15 protein-coding genes and 4 pseudogenes are annotated in these 18,561 nt (G+C 66.5%); 6 read left to right on the plus strand and 13 right to left on the minus strand.

The window, feature by feature from the left end; translation table 11 throughout:
• Window positions 1-91: 91 nt before the first annotated feature.
• The 8 genes and pseudogenes from ACWCQK_RS39405 to ACWCQK_RS39440 all read right to left on the minus strand — a co-directional run.
• Window positions 92-702 (minus strand): annotated as a pseudogene (locus ACWCQK_RS39405) (transposase); the annotation flags it as partial.
• Between the two features lie 39 nt (window positions 703-741).
• Window positions 742-1,488, minus strand: coding sequence for a hypothetical protein (locus ACWCQK_RS39410; protein ID WP_451163674.1), 747 nt, complete (start codon window positions 1,486-1,488; stop codon window positions 742-744).
• A 322-nt stretch (window positions 1,489-1,810) separates the two neighbouring features.
• Window positions 1,811-2,289 (minus strand): annotated as a pseudogene (locus ACWCQK_RS39415) (DUF4265 domain-containing protein); the annotation flags it as partial.
• Between the two features lie 490 nt (window positions 2,290-2,779).
• Entirely contained in the window at window positions 2,780-3,286 is a 507-nt protein-coding gene (locus tag ACWCQK_RS39420; RefSeq protein ID WP_451163676.1) for a hypothetical protein, read from the minus strand.
• Window positions 3,287-4,706: 1,420 nt separating this feature from the next.
• On the minus strand, window positions 4,707-7,058 hold the full coding sequence (locus tag ACWCQK_RS39425; protein ID WP_451163702.1) for an alpha-L-fucosidase: 2,352 nt from the start codon (window positions 7,056-7,058) through the stop codon (window positions 4,707-4,709).
• Between the two features lie 673 nt (window positions 7,059-7,731).
• Window positions 7,732-8,505 carry a glycosyltransferase family 2 protein gene (locus ACWCQK_RS39430; RefSeq protein WP_451163678.1) on the minus strand — a complete coding sequence of 258 codons (774 nt, stop codon included), beginning with the start codon at window positions 8,503-8,505 and terminating at the stop codon, window positions 7,732-7,734.
• Window positions 8,506-8,971: 466 nt separating this feature from the next.
• Complete coding sequence (locus ACWCQK_RS39435) at window positions 8,972-9,553, minus strand: hypothetical protein (RefSeq protein ID WP_451163680.1); 582 nt, start codon at window positions 9,551-9,553, stop codon at window positions 8,972-8,974.
• Between the two features lie 382 nt (window positions 9,554-9,935).
• Window positions 9,936-10,346, minus strand: a complete 411-nt coding sequence (locus tag ACWCQK_RS39440; RefSeq protein ID WP_451163682.1) for a cupin domain-containing protein — start codon at window positions 10,344-10,346, stop codon at window positions 9,936-9,938.
• A 1,039-nt stretch (window positions 10,347-11,385) separates the two neighbouring features.
• Here ACWCQK_RS39440 and ACWCQK_RS39445 point away from each other — a divergent pair.
• From ACWCQK_RS39445 to ACWCQK_RS39460, 4 genes and pseudogenes are all read left to right on the plus strand, one after another.
• Window positions 11,386-11,988 (plus strand): DUF2218 domain-containing protein, encoded by a 603-nt coding sequence (locus ACWCQK_RS39445; RefSeq protein WP_451163684.1) that lies wholly within the window; start codon window positions 11,386-11,388, stop codon window positions 11,986-11,988.
• Window positions 11,989-12,177: 189 nt separating this feature from the next.
• Window positions 12,178-12,600 (plus strand): hypothetical protein, encoded by a 423-nt coding sequence (locus tag ACWCQK_RS39450; RefSeq protein ID WP_451163686.1) that lies wholly within the window; start codon window positions 12,178-12,180, stop codon window positions 12,598-12,600.
• 42 nt (window positions 12,601-12,642) lie between these two features.
• Window positions 12,643-12,909 carry a hypothetical protein gene (locus ACWCQK_RS39455; RefSeq protein WP_451163688.1) on the plus strand — a complete coding sequence of 89 codons (267 nt, stop codon included), beginning with the start codon at window positions 12,643-12,645 and terminating at the stop codon, window positions 12,907-12,909.
• 48 nt (window positions 12,910-12,957) lie between these two features.
• Window positions 12,958-13,098: pseudogene (locus ACWCQK_RS39460) on the plus strand (IS630 family transposase); the annotation flags it as partial.
• Window positions 13,099-13,268: 170 nt separating this feature from the next.
• Here ACWCQK_RS39460 and ACWCQK_RS39465 read toward each other — a convergent pair.
• On the minus strand, window positions 13,269-14,465 hold the full coding sequence (locus ACWCQK_RS39465; protein WP_451163690.1) for a phosphatidylinositol-specific phospholipase C1-like protein: 1,197 nt from the start codon (window positions 14,463-14,465) through the stop codon (window positions 13,269-13,271).
• 144 nt (window positions 14,466-14,609) lie between these two features.
• On the opposite strand from ACWCQK_RS39465, the gene ACWCQK_RS39470 reads away from it, so the two are divergent.
• Window positions 14,610-15,125, plus strand: coding sequence for a DinB/UmuC family translesion DNA polymerase (locus tag ACWCQK_RS39470; RefSeq protein WP_451163692.1), 516 nt, complete (start codon window positions 14,610-14,612; stop codon window positions 15,123-15,125).
• A gap of 187 nt (window positions 15,126-15,312) precedes the next feature.
• Here the strand turns inward: ACWCQK_RS39470 and ACWCQK_RS39475 are convergent.
• Both ACWCQK_RS39475 and ACWCQK_RS39480 read right to left on the minus strand, forming a co-directional pair.
• Window positions 15,313-15,417 (minus strand): annotated as a pseudogene (locus ACWCQK_RS39475) (AraC family transcriptional regulator); the annotation flags it as partial.
• A gap of 6 nt (window positions 15,418-15,423) precedes the next feature.
• Window positions 15,424-15,714 carry a hypothetical protein gene (locus ACWCQK_RS39480; protein WP_451163694.1) on the minus strand — a complete coding sequence of 97 codons (291 nt, stop codon included), beginning with the start codon at window positions 15,712-15,714 and terminating at the stop codon, window positions 15,424-15,426.
• A gap of 666 nt (window positions 15,715-16,380) precedes the next feature.
• On the opposite strand from ACWCQK_RS39480, the gene ACWCQK_RS39485 reads away from it, so the two are divergent.
• A complete protein-coding gene (locus tag ACWCQK_RS39485; protein ID WP_451163696.1) occupies window positions 16,381-16,734 on the plus strand; it encodes a DUF1622 domain-containing protein in 354 nt (117 codons plus the stop codon).
• A 341-nt stretch (window positions 16,735-17,075) separates the two neighbouring features.
• On the opposite strand, the gene ACWCQK_RS39490 is transcribed toward ACWCQK_RS39485, so the two are convergent.
• Window positions 17,076-17,567, minus strand: coding sequence for a hypothetical protein (locus ACWCQK_RS39490; protein WP_451163698.1), 492 nt, complete (start codon window positions 17,565-17,567; stop codon window positions 17,076-17,078).
• A complete protein-coding gene (locus ACWCQK_RS39495; RefSeq protein ID WP_451163700.1) occupies window positions 17,564-18,214 on the minus strand; it encodes a hypothetical protein in 651 nt (216 codons plus the stop codon). The genes ACWCQK_RS39490 and ACWCQK_RS39495 overlap by 4 nt, the downstream gene beginning before the upstream one ends.
• Window positions 18,215-18,561 lie beyond the last annotated feature (347 nt).

The following is an 18,561-nucleotide window of genomic DNA, read 5'->3' on the forward strand; positions in this document are numbered from 1 at the left end:
CCACAGCAATTTCGTCAGGAGTCACACCCCCTCAACGCCACACCCTGCCCACAGGACACGCACCACCACAACCGACCTGACCAAGCCCTACTAGGCGGGTGACGTCATAGCCAGCGTCGCTGACGATCACGATATGCGGGTCGACAGCCTGCCACCGGCCCGCGGTGACGAGCCGCTCGACGACACCCCGCAGCTGGGCGGCGGTGACCGCGGTGGCGTTGTCCGCGGGGCCGAGCCGGACCGCGTCCAGGATCGCGGTCCAGGACGTGGCGCCCGGCTCCAGCACAGCCACGAAGGAATACGGCCAGCCCGGGATGAACTGCGAAGCCGTTTTCGCCCGGCCGTATACATGGCAGAACAGCCGGGCCGCCGAACACGGCGCGTCCGACCGCAGCCAGGGCGACACATCAACCGCTAGGACCAGACGCCCGCCGTCGAAACGCGGCAGCGGCAGCCCGGCCGCACCGCCCGCAGCCGGCCTACGTCGACCCGGCCGTGGTTCAGGCTGCCGTACATCGCTCCATGCCCACGACGATGCTCGGGCAGCAGCGTCAGGTCCACCGGGGACTTCACCGCACCATCCGCAGACAGCACCGCGTCGCACAGCTCGAACAACTCGTCGCGCCGGGCGGTCAGCCACTCGTAGAACTCGCCCCGACCGGATGTGGCACGCGCGACCTTGGATCGCTGTGTCTCTCTCACCTGCTGTCATGGTCCGCAGGTGTGCCGTGCGCGTGTCGGTCAGAAGGGAGGTTCGAGATCGCCGCGGCCATCGCTGTGCGGCCCCCGGCCCTCGGTCTCCTCCGAGAGAGGCTCCGGGCCGGGCGGATTGTGGCCCCATGCTTCGAGGGTCCTCCACGCGACGCGACGGTTGGGGTCATTGCTGCTGGTGTCCAGGATTCGGCGTGCGTGCACGGCGAGTCGAGCACGGTGCCCGGCGAGCGCGGGGTGTTCGGCGAGGATGAGCACGGCAATGACGGCGGCTTCACGCACCTCCTCGTGGCTGTCATGCAGGAAGGGCGCGACGGCCCTATAGAGCATCGGCCGCAGGTCCCGAAAGGCCGCCACGGGGGTACCGCGGGTGAGGAAGCCGGGGAAGTACTCCTCGTTGCGGGCGACGATCTCCTCGGAGGCGTCGTGAAGCGTGGAAGCCAGCCAGCCCAACAGCGTCGCGCGGATGGGGATGTCGCGATAGGGCCGTCGCGTCATGGCCGCCGGGTGGGTGAGGATGCCGGTGACATACATGACGACGGGGGCGGTGGCTTCGTAAATAGTGTTCTGGTGGCCGACCAGCTCACCCAACTCCCACAAGGTGGTGACCTGGACCTTGGGATCGGGCTCCAAAAGTTGCGTCAGAACCCTGGGGAGGTCCTCACCGGACCCGAAAGCCGTCTGGAGCGAACCCCAGTCGGACTCCGCCAGGACAACCTGGTAGGGCGGCAAGGCAGGCTCGCGGGGCGCCCCGGCATGGGAACGACTGTGGGTCACGGGCCAAACCTAGACCAGACTTCTGACACCATCCCCTTCCAGGCCAGTCACTCGGTCTGCGGTCCTGCCACAGGCCGCTGCTCACTCGCCCAGTCGTTCGGTCCTGCCGTGCGACGACCCAACCACGCAGCTGAGGGCCCAGAGACGGCTAATTCTTCTTGCCCTGGGTCTTGTCGGGGATCTTGATGAGCTGGCCTTTGCTGGTCAGGGGCTACGGGCCCATGCACCTGGTGGTCGTTGTTGGTTGTCATTGGCCGCTGCCGGGCAGCCTCGGGCGGCCCAGGGACGGCCCAGTCCTGGACCACATGAGCGGAGTCAGATGGCGGAGGTGGCCCGCCATACACCCCTCTTCCATGTCCCACCATTCGTTGGCTACGCCGTGATGGAGCAGCCGTTGCACCTTGACGAGATCGGCGGGGGGCGGAACGTCCAGGGCGACCATGCCCATGCCGAACCGCTCTATGCTTTCGCCGTCGACGCCGAGTTCCGTGAACGCGGTGATCACGCTCTGCCGAGCGGCTCCCGAGTCGCCGTCACGGAGCACGATGAGGCGGATGGTGCAGTTCTCCGAGCGCCGGGGACCACCACCTCGCCGGCCCATCGCACGCCCGCCTCATCTGGCTCGGTGGCCACGATGTCCCCGCAGGCGATGCCTCGGACGAACCAGGGGATGTTGTCGAGCCGTACGGTGCCCTCGCCCTGGTCGACCGCCCACAGACTCTCCACCGACGTCGGGGGCCACTCGTCTTCGATCTCAAGCCGAGAGTGCACCTTCACGTACGGGCCCTCGGGGTTCGTCATGGTGCCCAGGATGCACAGCCCTGCCGCGTCGACCGCGGGTGGGGGACGATGACGTCTTGCTCAAGCTGAAGAAGGCATTCGTCCGTGTCTCAGCCGACGACAGTCGGCCACGACGAAGAGGGTGGCGACCGACCGCGCGTGTATGCCTTGCTACACCCCCACCGGCCTTCGCCACGCTGCCGATGGCGTCAACCAGAGCAAGCCGCGAAGGCCATCCCGTAACAACGGTGCCCGAACCCTCACCTTGGGAAGCTGTGGGCATTCGGAACCGGTTTGGGCACTGACCTGGGCGAACGTTTGCTGAACGGTTCAGCGAGCCTGGCCGCGTTCACCGTGATTCCCCGCTCTATCTGGTGCGCTTGTTGTGCGAAGCTGCTGTACGCGGCTGCCAGATCCGAAGCTGTTCAGCTGTACACGTGCCATTCCTCCACCGGGATCGTCCCCTCCCAAGCGTCCCAGACCATGTCCGTCGGCAACGGCCGCCATCACCTCAAGGCAGTGTCATGTCGTGCTCGTGCCGGCAATCGTCATCTCGCAGATGGAGGCGCCGAAGATCTGCAAGAGCAGCAGTGGGGAAGGGGTAGCGTCTCCACTTCTTGTGGTAGCCGTTCTCTCCATGGGCCCGCAGCACTGCCTGTGCCGCCTCCGTGACGGCGTGGCTGAGGGAGCTGCGGGGTTGCGTGGAGCTCCAGGAGAGCGAGCCCTCCCGGTCTGGGAGGCCGAAGTCCACAGCCATGTCCGGGAACCGGTAGATCGCGATGTCCACGTCCGGGCCACGGCGGCGCAGAACCCATCGTGCTTCGGCCGGCTCAAGGTCGAAGGAGACCCGCTGGACGTGAGAAGGTCCATAGAGACCTGCGACTGCGTACAGCAAGTCGGCAAGGGCGTCAGTGCAGTAGCTGACGAAGTCCTCGCACTCTGAAGAGTTGTCAGCGATGCGGCACGTTGCCCATCCAGTGCTGTAGAGCTTCCAACTGAAGTGGAGATCACCTGTCATTGTTCGCCCCCTGTGATCGTTTACCAAGACGGTACAGCGCAGGCCGGCGCATCGGCGGGGCCGCCCTGGGGCGAGAGACCGGGCTGCCACGGTCAAGTGCTGGCGTATCGATGGCCTGAAGCCGTGGCACGTTAGGCTGCGGCCATGCCCGAGATCAATCCGACGGACCCGGAGGCCGAGAGAGCAAGAGGGCGCGCCCCACTGTGGCTGGACATCGAGGATCTTCGTCGGCTTGCATCCCACTGCTGCTGCTCCGAGGATACTTCGGAGGAAGATCGTGAGCAGTGCGGGCGCATCCGCTTCCGGGCGTCGGCAGCGCTCCACAAGCACGGACTGAGTCGCTGACTGCCGCCAACGGACAGTCTTGAAAACCGTCGTGGCAGCGATGTCGCCGTGGATTCAAATCCCACCATCTCCGCGCACTGAGCAGTGAGAACGGCCCCTGACCAGCTAGATCGGTCGGGGGCCGCTTTCATGTGCGCTGTCCGTCAATCACCGTGGTTCCCTGTCAGTTACCGGTCGAACGGGCACGGCAGGGGCATGGGCACCTTCTGATCCGTAGCTCTACAGAGATTGGTCAGCGACGGTCATAGAGGTCATCCCGCGGCGCCTGAGGGTGGCTGCCGGTCATGGTCGGTTGCCATGGTTGCTGTGCTCCGTTGCTGTACGGCTTGCTGTCGGGAAGTCACGATCAGTCGCCGCGGTTCATGCCTCAGCAGTAGAGGTGGTGGCCTCGGGCCAGCGCGGCATGTGCAAGGTAGACACTTCCAGCAAGTTCTCACGAGCCCCTTCGACATCGAAGCTCTCGCCGTTCTCACGCCGCACCCGTGCCCAGCCCTCGGCGAGGAGTGCCTGGCGGACCTTCCCCAATGTCATCAGGGGCCCGATCACCTGACCGGGACGTAAGGCCGCTCGGCAGCGCAACCCCGGGTAGGCCTTGGCTGTCACACAGGTGCCAGATGTCACACGCGCCTGATGACTTCGTTGCCGTAAGGACCACGCATGAGATTCCGAACGAGATCCCGTGGCGCCGTGGCGGCTGCCGTCCTGATCCCGGCGGCGCTGCTGTCCGTCGCGCCGACGTCTGAGTCCCCGACAGCGACAGCCACCACCGAGTCCACGCCGGCGAGCACCGCTGAGCCCATGCCGGGCGCCACTGTCACGCCAACCACGTTTCGGGACCTCTGCCCCAACGGAGTCCATTCCGACCGGGTCCCGTATTCCGTCGTGCAGGAGCAGCCAAAGGGGATCAAAGCGGCTGCCGGTACGCGTACGCACCCCAGCGGCCGTGCCGCGCTCATGCCCGCCGTGATCCGCACCCGCAACCGGCCTGCCCGTACCAGCTCGGCGAGCCGCGGGATCCTGTTCACCCGGCCGCCCGGGCTACAGCCCGAGCGGTCGCGGCGGTCGTCCTCGGGACTTACGCGTGCCACTCCACTTTGAAGACCCACACGTGTTTGCCCGCCCGTCGGGCCGCCTCCGGCACGTCGACGACCAGTGCCCCGTTGCTGACCTTCCAGTTCAGCGGACGGTCGTGACCGAGCATGGTCACCTTGTCGCCGCCGCGGATCGGCACCGGCGCCTGGACGGTGAGCTTGGCGCCCGGCCGGATCAGGGAGTGGATGTAGAAGGCCTCATCCGGGCGGACCGTGAACCGCAGGTCCTCGCCGAGCTGGGCCATCCGCGACCAGTAGGTGGTGCCGTGGATCGCCTCGCCGTTGACGGCGAGCCAGGCGCCCGTCTCACGCAGCCGGGTCTGCATGATCTGTGGGATCGTGCCGTCGGCGCGCGGGCCGATGTCGAGCAGGAAGTTGCCGTTCTTGGACACGATGTCGACGAGACTGTGCACGACCTCCTCGGTGGTCATGTAGGCGTCGTCGGGGGTGGCCCGGTTGTAGCCGTAGCTGCGGGGGTCGAGGCCGCGGCTGGCTTCCCACTTGGCGACGACCGTGTCGGCATACGTCGTGTACTCGGGCGTGGTGTAGTCGTGGAAGCCGATGCCCGACCGGTCGTTGACGGTCACCTCGACGGGCCGGTGGCGCTTCTTGGCGTGGTTGAAGTACTCGGCGAGCACATGGAGGCTGTCGTTCGCGCCGCCGATGTCGCACCAGATGATCTCCGGATCGTAGCCGTGGATGAGTTCGAGCATCTGCGGGGCCTGATACTGCGTCACGAAGTCCTTGCCCGCCGTGTAGCCGGTGTACGGCAGCGGGTCCAGGGTGTACGGGTTGCGCGGGGCGTGGCCCATCCAGGGGCTGTCGGGGTTGAACCACTCGGGCATGGAGAAGTAGAGGCCGCGGTGGAGTTCGGGCGTGTACCGGCGGGACGCATCGAAGAGCTCCTTGACCAGGTCCCGTCGGGGGCCGTGCTTGACCGCGTTGCGGTCGGAGACCTTGGTGTCCCACAGGGCGAAGCCCTCATGGTGCTTGGACGTCAGGACGTGGTACTGGGCGCCGGCGTCCCGGAACAGTTCCACCCATGCCCGCGGATCGAACTTCTCCGCGGTGAAGCGCGGGATGAAGTCGTCGTAGGCGAAGTCCTCGCCGTAGGTGTCGCGGTGGTAGGCGTAGGTGGGGTTGTTCGGGTCCTGCATCTGGTCCCAGTACCACTCGGCGTACTGCACCCCGACCGGCGCCCACGCGGGGACCGAGTAGACGCCCCAGTGGATGAAGATGCCGAACTTGGCGTCGTGGAACCAGTAGGGCGCCCGGTGGGTGGTCAGCGAGGTCTCGGAGGGCTGGTAGTCGGCGGTCCCGAGGGTCAACGAGCGGTTGCTGGATGTGACGTGCGTGCCACGGCCGCGTACGGAGACGGCGCCGTCCCGCTCGGTGCCGGGCGCGGTGCCCGTACGGTTGCGGATGCCGACGCGGACGCGTGCCTGTTCGCCGGGGTCGAGGCGGCGGACGCGGGCGGGCTCGACGGTGCGGGCGCCGGGGACGTCGACCCGCACGGACACCGCGTCGGCGGCGAGGATCGCGACCGTGCCCGCGTTGACGACGGTGGCCTCGACGCTCTGTGCGCCGGTGGCGTCCAGCAGGGAGGTGGTGGATCGGGCGTCGCGCAGGGCCAGCGCCCGGCCCTGGGCGACGGGCTGCAGGGAGAGCGCGAAGACGTGCAGGGCGGTCTTGCCGGCCTCGGCCGGGCCGGTGACGGGCAGGGTGAGGGCGACCGTCTCGCGGTGCGGGTCGATCCAGACCTCGCAGCTCCCGATCCCGACGCTGTGTGCGTCCTTGCCGCCGTCGGGCTGGTAGCGGTACGGCGCCGACAGCGGTCCGCCGACCGCGTACCAGTCGCCGCCGCTCAGGCCGGCGGCGCTGGTGGTGCCGTCGGCGTAGTGCACGGTGGCCGTGCCGGAGGCGTTGCCGTAGCTGCCCGCGGTGAGGAAGGCAGCCGACAGGTAACTGCCCCGCGGCAGTTCTACGCGCTGGCCGGACGCGACAACGTTGTTCTTGGCGCCCGCGGTCGCGGCGGGGAAGTCGAAGAGGATGCCGTTGACCTCGACGCGGCCGGCCGGGAGTTCCTCCCCTGGGAACGTGTAGCCCGACCCGTCGAAGTCACCGCCGCGGGCGGTGGCGGTGTCGATGCCGTCGTTGTCGTAGAGAGAGTCGAGCGGGACCGGGACCGGAGCGGGGACGGGGACCCAGGAAGACGCGGTCCGCTCCCCGCCCGGCGCGGCGGCGTGCGCCTCGGCGGGGACGGCGAGGGGCAGGGCGGCCGCCGCGACGGTTCCCGCCGCGGCCCCGAGAACGTGACGTCTCGAGTGAGGAGACATGCTCATGCGCGGCTCCATTCATCGGATGTCTGATGATCGAGCGAGCCCCCGATCCTGTCAATGGGGCCAACATGCACGAGAGTTCAGTCAGTGGTCGGATGACTGACGAAAGAGGGCCGGAGCCGGCGGCGAACACGCAGAAGGAGACGGCAGGGCGTCCGACCGAAACTGTCCCGGCGTCACATCCGGGGGCGCGGCGCCCGCGGCGAGGCAGAGCGCCGTGTCGTACCGACGACTACGCCCGACCGGCAAACCTTGCCCCCCGCACCGCTCAGGAGCGACCGTGACCAGCTGGGCCAGCCAGACCCCGCCGCCGTACACAACAAGCGTTTGACGCCAAGGGCCATGGAAGCCGGGTATCCGGAGCGGATCGCCCGGCCGGACTGCCGGATCAGCGCCGTCCCCAACAAGGCCAGCTTGGCCATCCCGACGCGGATGGCGCCCCCTGCAGTCGTCGCCCAGCCAGCTCCACGAAAGGGCGCGTGGGCCACGACATGCGGACGCACTTTGTCGAGAACCGAGATGATCTCCTGCTGATTACGGAGGCCGAGTGGCAGCCACTTGATGCCGGGCCGAGGACCGGGTTTCCCCGCGAAGGACCCGGTGACATCTGAGCCTGGGCCGTCGCCTGTCGTACCAGTTCGCCGCCGAGGAAACGGACCCGTGCACGGATTCAGATGCGCGAGTTGCGCAGCGACTGCCACACAGCGCCGGCCAGGGCCCGCGTCGCCCGCGGGACCGACAGATGCTCGTGCTGGCGGTACAGGGCCCAGTTGTATTGCACGAGCGAGAGCTTGTTGGAGGACAGCGATCCCGCCTGGTGGGCCCTGTACACCGCAAGCGGCTCTGCCAGGCCCCGGGCGTCAGCACCGCCCCGCATGATCGACAGCCACAGGGCGTAGTCCTGGCGCTTGCGCATCTCCGGCATCAGCCTCGTGCCCAGGACATTGCGGTCGTACATGGCGGTCAGAGCACCGATGTGATCCTGGACAAGCATCGCGCGGTAGTCCACGTGCTCCCGCGCACGGACCACCCGCCCGTTCGCAACCCAGTCGGTGCTCTCGCCGCCGTAGTCGGCGGCCATCTTGAAGTACGACGTGAACGTCAAAGGCGCATCGCCTTCGGCGGCGAAGGCGAGCTGCTTCTCGGTCTTCTCCGGAAGCCACATGTCGTCGCTGTCGAGGAAGGCGATGTAGTCCCCGCGGGCCCGCTCGATCGCGAGGTTGCGGGCCCGGCCCGCACCGCCCCGCTCGGGTGCCAGCTTCGGCAGAACGCGCTCATCGTGCTCGGCGAACTCGCGGAGCAGGTTCATGGAGCCATCGGAGGACTGGTCGTCGGTGACCAGCAACTCCACGTCACTGTGGGTCTGCGTGAGCACTGATCGAACGGCCGCACCGAGGGTGCCCGCAGAGTTGTACACGGGCATCACGACAGACACCAGGGGCACAGCGCTTCTCCTTGCCAGACCAGGAACGACGCTCCATTCAAGCACCGCAATCGAGTAGGAGCTGCCGTGCAGATAGCTGTCGCTGGTCAGGGCTACGGTAGGGCTTCCACTGGCTGTACGCGCCGCAGAGGTGGGTCACCGTGTCATCGGCTGCTACGTGGACCCGCACTGCGTCCAACAGTCGCCGGCCAGTCCAACGCGCAAAACATAGCTTCCTCGCGGCCGCGTGCAGAGCTGGACTCCGGGGTCTACTTCGCGACCGCCGATGCTGCCGCGCTGGCCGGCTTCGACATCGCGGTGACCATTGTCCGACCCCGCTGCGGGACGGCGTACCGACCGGAATCATGCGCTCGTAGAGACCGTCGGGAACAAGGTCGGCAGACACGTTCGAGAGTCTGCCCGGCGCATGCCCGGACAATGGCAGACAGGCCGACGCGATGCGACTGGCGGCAGCCACCGGTCGGGTTCAGCGCCAGCCACCGTGGCGAGGCTCCACGTGCTCGCCGAACGGCAGGTCGAACACCTGCCCTTCATCGTCGGTGACGACGTAGTCCGGTTGGGTCTTCGAGGCGGCTGCGTGCAACCGGATGACGAGGTCGTCGACAGGCGCCATACGCAGCGACAGGGCAGCGGCCACCTGGGCAGCTTCGTCGTCGATGTCCGGGTTGCGCTTGCGCCGGGATCGTTGGAGGTGCTGAGCGGAGATCTGCATGACCTCCACATCGCCACCGCCTGAGAACGAGAGGCAACTCCGCCACTCCAGCCCGATGATGATCTCCACCCCCTCCGCCAGGTCATCGGCGAGCAGCCCGCCCTCCCCTTCGGAACTCGCGAACACCACCGGCCGACGACCGTTCTGCTCAGCGCACAAGAAATACGTCCCGCCGGCGAACTCCCCGGCGATCGCCTCCAGCGGCGCGTGCGAGGCAAGCCTCAAGTCATCGCCGTTGTGTTTCCGGTGGATGTCGAAGCCGAATGACGAGCGCAGCAGCAGATCGATCTCCGGAGTGGTCTGGATCAGATCAAGCAGATGATCACTTGAGGTCACGGTACGGACGATACAAGTGCCCCTGACGCATCAGCGCCAGAGAGAACGGCGTGCCCGTGTCCAACAGTGCACGAGCCGTGGACAGCAACACCAAGTGACGCCTACGCCCAAGCCATCACAACTGATCGTGAAGCAACAGTAAGTATCGGTTTAATTCTGATTGTTGGCATATTTTCGACGGTTGCTGGGTGATCCTGCTCGACCGGGCAGGGGTGGAAGCGAGACTGCCGTACTTCCACCCTTGCTCGACGAAATCACCGCCGAGGCTCGGACCTGTTCCGGCACCGCCTGGACGTCTCGCGAACCCGACACCTCAGTAGCCTGCCCGTTGGTGGCCAGACAGCGTTGGGTTCGGGTGGCAAGTCGGGAGAGTCGGCGGTCGTCAGGCCTGGGGCGCGCGGAGGTGTTGCCGTTCGGCCAGCTCCTCCGCGCTGACCACGGTCAGAAGCGGGGTACCGGCCGGCGCGAACATGGTCACGACCAGCTGCGACTGCGCGTCCGGAAGGTTGTTGGCGCCTTGGTAGTGGATCACGTCACCACCGGGCTCGAACACGGCGTCACCGGCCTTGAGGACCCGGGGAAGTTGTCCCTCCAGCTCGAAGAGGATCTCGCCCTGGGTCACGTAGCCGAAGAGCGGACCGGGGTGCCGGTGCGGCGGCGCGCCGGGGTCACCGGGCTGCAGCGTGACCCGGACGGTCCTTGCCTCGGCGCCGGCCGGGATCCGGGACGCGGCATCCGGCAGGGTCGTGATGATCTCAATGCCCGGGGGCAGGTGCGTGTGCTCAGTGCTCATCTATGCCTCCAACAAGGAACGTTGACAGTAAAGACCAGATGGCTTGCTCGTTTGTGACACGCCTGGACGGCGGTGAAATGTCCAGGGCTGCGCGCGGAAGAAGTCTTCCGAGGGGGTGAGAACGCCCGGCGTCTGCAGCATGTTCGAGCCGGTTGGAGCGCGTCAGGAAGCCGGCCCCTTGCCTGTCGGCTCCTGGTACCGGCCGCAGGACGACACGCTCCAGGAGGATGCACACAGAAACCGCCTTACCCCCGGTTGACTGTCCGACCCGTCCCGCACGGGCCACCATGAACGGCGGCCTGTGCGGCGGGCACTGCGGCGCGTCGTCAGGCTTGGCAGGCGCGACGCGCACGGGCCTGGGCGGCCGTCCCTGCAGCGAACGCCTCAGCCGTGCCGGCAGTTGCACACATGTCCGCCGCAACTCGGTCCGCGGCTTCCGTGCCCGACCGGTACGCGACGGCGACGGGCTGTCTGTCGGCCGCGAGATATCGGGCGAGCACGGCGCCGAGACCGCGTGAAGCCCCAGTGGCCAGAGCGGCTCCACCGGCGACTGTATTTGCAGGCACTATTTTTAGGTGCACGTAGATAGTGGTGCCCTTTGCTTGATATCAGCACTCAGGCAGGCGTACTGACGTCAGGGTCGTCCCGTCTGTCGACTCCAACGAGCAACAACCGCAACGCGGTCCGAGGTGCACAGAACGCGAGGGACCGCAGGTGCGTTCGGCTGTCACAGATCAACGCTTCGCCTTGTCATACATCAGAGCCTCACAGCCGGGAGGGACTGGGGTGCGCATCATGAGCGTCGAGGACCGGCAGCAGTATGAAAGGGTCCGAAAGGCCTCACCATCAGCCAAGATGGAGGCATTTCTTGCATGGTCACGCAGTCACTGAGCGTACGACGACGCTGAGGCGGCGACGACCTTGATCACTGTTCCATCAGGCGGCACGGCCAGCCGTCGTACCGCCACATTGGCCTTGAGTTTGTGTTCGAAGGGGAGATGACCGGGGTGCTGGGGTCGGAGCCCGTAGAAGGAGCCGCATGCTGATCGCCGAAGCCCGCGTCCGGACCGATCGGCCGGACTGGTACCTGGAGCAGATGCTTAACCCCCGCCGCCAGGCGGGCAGTCGGATACTCCACGTCCTTCGCCTGCTCCACGGTGGCACGCCACCACCCCTGAGCCGTCACGTCGAACAGTCCAACATTCAAGGGACGATCAACTTCACCTCGGGCCGATGCATCCTGCACGTCGGCTCCGACGTGCTGACAGTGCGTGTCGAAGCCAGCGACCAGGACAGCCTCCAGAGCATCCAGCACCTCATCGTTGGGCGCCTGCAGAAGATCGGCAAGTACGATGTACTGCCGCAAGTCACCTGGCAACGGGTCGAAGTCGGCGTTCAGCAGTACGACGAAACTGCCTCGACGGAAGGAACCATGCTCCGGCCACGGCGCAGCGCAACGCTCGGCGTCGTAGCCGTCATAGCGTTGGTGGTGGCCGTTCACCTTGGCATGGGCGGACTTTTGCTGGCATCCGGGCCATGGAAACACTGGGTCATCGGAGCCTTTCTAACCGTCATCCTGCTGAGGGCGGCCTACGTGCTCGGACGGCTCGTCAGGCGTAAAAGGGCACACAATGCGAGCTGACCGTCCTCGCTCGAGGACGGAGAAGCAGATGGACCAATCTTGCGGTGCCGGCGATGTGCAGTTCTGGATGGCTATGCCGTTCCCGCTCGGCGAGCCTGAACGGGCTGAAGTCGGCCGGACTCTGCGGGGGCCCTGTGTCTTTTGCCAAGGTGGACGGGCGCTGGTTCGGGCGTCTGGAACGATACGCCTGTGCATGCTGATGATCAGATTGGCGAGGGTGTCTCTGCGGAGCTCGCGGCGTTTCTCCGGGATGCTGCCGACGGCCGTCCGGTGAAGATCGTTCCTTCTGTCTGCGGTGGGTGTGGCGGGCGCGTGTTCTTCGTGCTCGTTGACGATGTCGCGGGCGGAGCCGAGCGAGTGTGCGTTGCTTGCGGTGGCCGCGCGTTCCTCGCGGATAGCGAGGAGTTCTGGGAGGACGCGGATCCCAGCGAGGCGGGCTGCCCGTGCGGGGGTGAGGAGTTCGAGACGGCAGTCGCGTTCTCGCTCTCTGGCGACGGCTCGGTCCGCTGGGTGACTGTTGGGCTGCGGTGCCAGAAGGACGGCGCCGCGGGGGTTTATGCCGACTGGAAGGTCGACTACGGGCCCACTGATCACCTCCTGACCTTGGTCTAGTGCCGCATCGGCCAACGTTTGTCCTGCAGGTACGGTCAGGACATGAATGTCAGCCGTCAGCCGACGCTTGATGAGATCGAAGAGAACTTCGTCGCGCTCATCCAGGGCCATCTGAGTCGGGAGGAGGCCGACCACTGGGCCGCGCGGTGGGTGGCCGACGAAGGGCTCCATTGGGACGACATCTCCTGGTGGGCGCTGAGCCTCCTCCACGGCGTCGACCTACCCGCGGACAAGGGCGGTGCCTACTTGCACGACGACGAACAGCTGGGTGCATGGCTTGCCGAGTTGAGGACACGCCGGACGACGTGACGCGGCCAGAGACGCAATCCCGGCGCCGATCACTGCCAGGCTGCGCGCATGGCCGAGCGGGTGCGGGAGATCGATAATGACGAGGGGCGACGGCTGCTGCGGATCCTCCGCAGAGGCAACGGGTCGGTGGTGACCTGGCGGCGGGCTCAGATGGTGCTGTTATCCGCGCAGGGCATGCCTGTTGCGAAGACTTACCAGCCGAGCGATCCGAAGGTGTTGCCCGTACTGCTCGACTCCGACGTACAGGGCGCCCCAGCCGCTGGCTGTGTCGGGTAGCAGGTCGGGCGGGAGGCGAAGACACAGAGCGAGCCTGGGAAAGGCGGCCGCCCGGGATCGGCCGGCCGCCTTTCAGGACGCGCTCATCGGGTGGACGAGGGCTCCAGCCTGTTGTCGTGGCAGTTGCGCGGCGCGGTCACCGGGTTGCAGCGGACCGGCTCGTTGCCGGGCAGCTCGGCGACGAAGTCGCTGTTGTAGCGGGCGGCCATGCCGACGCTCGGGAAGTCCGTCGTGACCATCTGCGCGCCGCTGGCCAGAGCGGTCTGGACACGGCTGAACTCGTTGTTGATGACCGTCTTCAGCGGCTCGTCCGAGCGGGTGCGGACGATGTAGCCCCGCTGGACAAGGTCGCGGATGGTCGCCTCGTTGGCGCCGCGCGGGTCGTTCACCATCGTGATCGCGGCATCCGCGTCGCCGGGGTTACCGCGGGTGAAGACCGCGCGGCCCTGCAGGCTGGGGTGCCCGTCGAGGTACATGTCACGGATGGCGCCGGGGCCGCCGTTGTCGAAGAAGAACATGACCTTGCCGCGCGCCCAGTCCAGGCTCGGCCAGCCGTTCTTCAGGATCGACTGCTCCAGCGTCAGGCCGGGGCGGCGCAGGTCGTCAGCGGTGATCAGCTGCGACTCGGAGAAGACCGAACGGATCTCCGTGTCGATGTCGTCGAGCAGCTTGCCGTTCCACGCCGGGCTGACCGCGCCGCCGAGCTGCTCCCAGCGGTCGTCGGTCTGCTTGAGCTCCAGCTGCAGGATGATCGGCACGTGCTGCGGGTTGGCCTTCGACCAGGTCTGCACCTGCTGCATGCAGACCACGAGGGTGCGGCAGGTCGAGTTGTAGTCCTGGTCGGCGACATGGACGACCTTCATGCCGGGTGCGGCCATGGCCGGGTCGTCGATCGGGCCGAGACCGGCCCGCTTGCGGGCCAGCGGGTGCTGGTACAGGCCGCCGTCGGGGTCGGGCAGCAAGTCGAACTCGAGCGCGCGCACGTTCTGCCGGCCCAGCAGATCGGAGACGGACGCGTGCGAGTAGAAACCCCACGACGGGTAACCAGGGTCGATCTTGATCGACTCGGCCAGCTCGACGCCCTGCATCTCCCGGTGGAAGGCGTTGTGGGCGCCCATGAACTGGATCTCGTTCATCCGGACCTTGCCGGAGTGCGCGGTGGCGCTCGAGGCGGCCGGGTTCGACTGCGGCGCCGAGACGGCACTCGGCACGACGGCGCTCGTGAAGACCGTCGTCAACACGGCGGCAAGTATGACGCCCAGGCGGGCACGGGTGATCATTAGTCCTCCATAAGTGGTAACCCCCGCAACCTAGGGATCAGTTGTGTCCCGCCTGTGCCTTCTACTCTCCGGAAGATCACCGGCGAGGTGAATCCTGCCTGAACTGGCCACGCGTCTTCGCCCCGCGGGAGAACCGCCGCCGACATGGTGATCGGCGACACCGCCATGCTGTGGATGGCCGACGAACCCGGGGTACACATCCGCTCGGTCGGCCTGCTCGCCGCCGTTCCCGTCGCGACCGTGCAGTGCGTGCTGGGCGGGAAGGCCGGGCACCTGGCCGCGGACCGCACTCGCGGTATCGGCCCCAGGCCGGTCGCGGCCCGAGCCCTGCCCGCACCAGCGACTGTCGGCTGCACCTTTCACCGCCACACCCTGGACGGCGCCGCCGTCCGCTCCGCCCTTCTCGGCCTGGTGGTGCAGCTCGGCATCCGGCTGCGGCGGCGCGGTCAGCCAGCCCGCGCCCTGATCCTGACGCTGACCTTCGCGGGCGGCACCACTTGGGAGAAGACACGCCGGCTGCAAGAGCCGTCCGCGCACGACGACGACCCGCGCACCCCGCCTTGCCAGGTGATGGTCGGCGCCGGTCTGCAGCGCGGCTCGCTGACAGGCCTGGTCCTCAAGGGTGAGGACCTGGCTGACGCCGGACAGGTCCCCCGGTAGATCAGCTTTGGAGGTGCCCGCCTTGCCCGCCTGGTCTCGGAAGCGGCCGTCAATCGCATCCGGGACAGGTATGGCCCGGTGTCACCGGGCCGCGCCGCCGTACACCGATGCGCCTCATGAACCCGGCGGGCTGCGCTGCAAACCGTAGCCGTCGTCGAGGTTGTTCGGTCGCCGGCGCGTTCCGCCGGAGTCCCAGTCCCGCGTCCGGGTGCGTGCCGTCCTCGGACGCCCGCGTGCGCGAGAGCGCCGGACCAGGGCGGCTCCGGTACGGGCTCGACGGGAACCACTGCGTGCCTGGTCAGGCTTCGGTTCGGCCTGACTCTTCATCGACCAGGCCGCAAGCGAAGGGGAAAGCCTCCAAGTACTCTCGGCGGCTTGAGTCCTGTTCGGCCTCCGCCAGGTCTGCGAGGACGGTCAAGAACCGGTCGCGCTGATCTTGCGGCAGCCGCGTCAATACCCAGCTCACGTTCTCCATCATCTTCACTGCGGAGTCGGGGTCGACCTCGTCGTCCTCGCAGTTGTCGAGGAACCAGGCGATGTCGACGACCAGTCCGGCGAGGACGGGCAGCAGCGGGTCCGTGTCAGCCATCCGTGCAACCTATCCGCCCCCCAACGACAGCAGCGCAACTACCTCGGCCGAGGGGCATCACGCGTCGGCCCCGACAGGGAAGAGGATGCTTCATGAACGACAGTCCCGCCTTCAATCGGCCGAGGCGTGGCCCCGCATACAAGCACCCGCGTCTGCGGTCGTCGAAACGACAGGTGCCGCGTTCGACGATCTCGACATCGGCGCATGATTTCCCACGGACAAGCCGAGTTGCTGGCGCCGCGGCTGCTGGTGCCTGCAACGACGCGACTCACAGGTCCAGTACGACTTCTCCAGCGGTTTTGGAGCAGCCGATGAGGGGGTTGCCGCCCACGCCTGGGGGCTCGACTGGGTCGGGGGAGTATTCGACCGAGCCGGAAGCCGAAGACCTCGGTGTGGACGCGGGACGCCGAAAGGCCATAGTCCACGAGCGCGTGGTCAGGGATGCAACAGCTGGACCCCGACACCCGGTCTGGGGCGACGGGTATCAGGTGGCGAGCACCAATTGTGGTTTCTTCGCCCATGCGTTGCTGTCGACCGATGAAATACTCGAGGGAATGGACTGAGCTACGCTTTCACAGGCTGTAACCGGTGCTCGGCGCGAAGTAGGTAGCGACAGAGGTTGCAGATCGCAAACGAACGGATTCGGGTCGGCGCGAGAGGGATACTGTGGAGTTCCAACCCATCGTGGAGTTGGTCGGTCGAGCCGTTGATGCTGCAGGCGTATTCATCATAGTCGTGGGAACGTTCTTGGCGACCGTTCTCGCGGCTATCCGGCTCACTCGCCGTCAGATGGGCGTGTACCGCAGCTATCGCCGTCGCGTCGGGCGGTCGATCCTGCTAGGGCTGGAGTTTCTCGTAGCCGGCGATATCATCCGTACAGTCGCCGTCGCACCGACGTACGAAAGCGTCGGAGTGCTGGCCCTGATCGTAGCCATCCGCACCTTCCTCAGCTTTTCTCTCGAGCTCGAGATCACTGGCCGGTGGCCATGGCAAAAGCCAGCAGCCGAAGCCAAAGGTTGACCCCGCGCGACACCAGTGGCCACGACGGCGGCGCCATCCCTGCCGTGAATTTGGGCCAGGCCAGGCCAGGTCTCGTCGAGAGCGTTTCGCGATCTCGCTCTAACGCTGGTCAGGCGTGTATGGGCAAGCGTGGCCATGGCCCCCGCAGTTCACGGATATGCCTGACCGAGCGGTGAGCAGCCCGGCCTTTCTGACAGTCTTCCGCATCGCTCGGACTGCAGTCGGCGTGCCGATTCCCCGATGCTGATGTCCTTGCCGTCAATGGGGTGAAAGGCTTCGGTCGCTGGCTGTGATCGGTGAGTGCTCCCGGCGGTGACGGGAGCACTCATTGCGTGTCCGGATCAGGTGGCGTCGATCTCCCAGCCGATCACGCCCGTGGCGCCTGGAGCGCCCTCCACGTCGATGCGAACCGATGTAGGCGCGGTGATTCGCTGCTGCACGATCGACTGGTTACAGGGCACCGTGGTCTTGGCGTCCTTGAGCGTCGGGGTGAACTTCACCTGCGCGGTGCCGCTGCCGACGCATATCAGGTTCAGTCTGTAGGTCTTGCCCTTGGTCAGGCCGGGTGCGCTGTGGATGCCGTCGCTGACGCGTTCCACGCCTGCCTCCAGCAGCGTTCCCTGCTTGACGGCGGCAAGGGCATCCTGGACCTGTTCGGTGAGTACGGCCTCGGATGACGCGTCGGCCGTGTGGGAGATGCTGTGCGTCGGCGTCGGCGACTTCGAGCCCGCAGTCTTGTCGTGGTTGTCGCCGGATGTGCACGAAGTGAGCAGGAATGCCGACGCGGCCACGGCGCACGCCATATGCCGGGTCCGCTGGTTTGCAGAAATCATGAGGCGGTTTCCCAGTACTTCCAGCCGGTCTCTGACGTGGGCAAGGTGGCTGTGCCGTGGCCCAGTTCGACGGAGCCGCATCCACCACCGGTCGATCGGTACTTCTTCCAGGTCACCTTGTAGCCCCACGAACCGTACTGCAGATGACCGTACTTGTTTCTGCTGACGTTGCGCGTGTAATTGTGGCCGGTGGTGACGGTCACGCTGCCGCCGACCTTGACGCTGACTGTAGTCTTGGCCTTGGCGACGATGGCGTTGGTCGAGAACTCGATCGAGCCCGAGACTTCAGCGGAGATCGTGCCGCTCTTGGTCACGGATACCGTGATGCTGCCACCCGGGCCGTCCTTGAACTTCGTGCCGTTCCACCAGGAAGGAATGTGATAGGCCTTCTTGGAGGTGATGCTGTACCACGTCGATGGGGTGTCGCATGCGGCCGGCGCCTTCTCGCTGAGTGGCTGGACGGTGTCCTCTTCCCAGCCCTGTCTGTCACTGATGTCGGTTGTTTGGCCTGCTGAGATGGCCGCGTCGCTGGCGACCGTTCCGTCCGACGGCGCTTCTTCGGCGACGGCAGTGCCCGCACTCCCCACGGAGAAAAGTAGTGCGGCGATGGCAGCGCCGGTCGAAGCGCGCCTTGTTCCGATGCCCACGTGACACCTTTCCGGTGGACCGCCCCCGTGGCGATCAAACACCTGAACGTTATGCGGAGGGCATGCACGCGACAACCGAGTGGCGAATGTTCTGAGGTGAACTTGAGGTAGAACTCGGATTCAACAAGGGGGAAGTTGAACGACGTCACAAACTTACCGTGACGGATGGCCAGCCTTACTGCCTGGCACCTGGCCCTATTGCCCAGGCGGCTGGTTCATCCTTCTGCGTGCACGCGGAACAGGATTTAGATGCAATGCCGTTGCTTTTGTAGTGGGCGTAGGCTGGTTGGCAGTGGGTCCCGGGGGTGGTTGGGGTGGCTTCGAGCGCGTCGGACTTATCGGGTCTT

It is taken from the genome of Streptomyces sp. NPDC002306, from assembly GCF_053593435.1.

Excerpts from the sequence above, each read along its gene's own strand:
- ACWCQK_RS39490 (WP_451163698.1), bottom strand. The coding sequence starts at position 17,567 with ATGATTTCTGCAAACCAGCGGACCCGGCATATGGCGTGCGCCGTGGCC.
- ACWCQK_RS39425 (WP_451163702.1), bottom strand. The coding sequence starts at position 7,058 with ATGTCTCCTCACTCGAGACGTCACGTTCTCGGGGCCGCGGCGGGAACC.
- ACWCQK_RS39420 (WP_451163676.1), bottom strand. The coding sequence starts at position 3,286 with ATGACAGGTGATCTCCACTTCAGTTGGAAGCTCTACAGCACTGGATGG.
- ACWCQK_RS39465 (WP_451163690.1), bottom strand. The coding sequence starts at position 14,465 with ATGATCACCCGTGCCCGCCTGGGCGTCATACTTGCCGCCGTGTTGACG.
- ACWCQK_RS39445 (WP_451163684.1), top strand. The coding sequence starts at position 11,386 with ATGCTGATCGCCGAAGCCCGCGTCCGGACCGATCGGCCGGACTGGTAC.
- ACWCQK_RS39455 (WP_451163688.1), top strand. The coding sequence starts at position 12,643 with ATGAATGTCAGCCGTCAGCCGACGCTTGATGAGATCGAAGAGAACTTC.
- ACWCQK_RS39480 (WP_451163694.1), bottom strand. The coding sequence starts at position 15,714 with ATGGCTGACACGGACCCGCTGCTGCCCGTCCTCGCCGGACTGGTCGTC.
- ACWCQK_RS39440 (WP_451163682.1), bottom strand. The coding sequence starts at position 10,346 with ATGAGCACTGAGCACACGCACCTGCCCCCGGGCATTGAGATCATCACG.
- ACWCQK_RS39470 (WP_451163692.1), top strand. The coding sequence starts at position 14,610 with ATGGTGATCGGCGACACCGCCATGCTGTGGATGGCCGACGAACCCGGG.